Consider the following 590-nt stretch of genomic DNA (forward strand, 5'->3'; position numbering starts at 1 on the left):
GAGGTAGCGGTGCACCAGCCAGCCGAGCACCGCCGCCGTCGCCAGGGCGACGTAGAACAGCGTGTACTCGAAGGGCAGCCGCTCCAGGCCGATGCCGAGCACGCTCGGACGCGAGAGGATCAGCCCGTCGCTGCCGCCGGTGTAGTGGTAGAACTTCTCCAGCACGGCGTAGAAAACCATGGAGAACGCCAGGTTGAGCATGCCGAAGAAGATGTAGCGGTAGCGCACCACGAACAGCCCGACCAGCAGGCCCAGCACGCCGCTGCCGAGGGCGCCGATCACCAGCAGGGTGAGCAGCTCGCCGCCACCGAGCAGCCGCGCGGCGAAGGCCGCCACGTAGGCGCTGGCCGCGAAGAACAGGGCGTGCCCGAAGGAGACCTGGCCGGCACGCAGCAGCACCACGATGCCGAGCACCGCGAGCCCTTTGGCGATCGCCAGCACCAGGAAGGTCTTGCTCCAGGGCGCGAACAGGGGCATGAGCGCGATCAGCGCCACCACCCCGAGCAACAGAAACCGGCCGCCGCGCATGTCAGATCTTCCTCGTCTGGACCGTGCCGAACAGCCCGTTGGGACGGACCAGCAGCACGAGC

The 590-nt window shown here is 68.3% G+C and carries 1 pseudogene; it reads right to left on the bottom strand.

The annotated features are described in order from the left end of the window. A pseudogene (locus G7A99_RS23865) lies at positions 1-528 on the bottom strand (branched-chain amino acid ABC transporter permease); the annotation flags it as partial. Positions 529-590 lie beyond the last annotated feature (62 nt).

The organism is Arhodomonas sp. KWT (assembly GCF_010993615.1).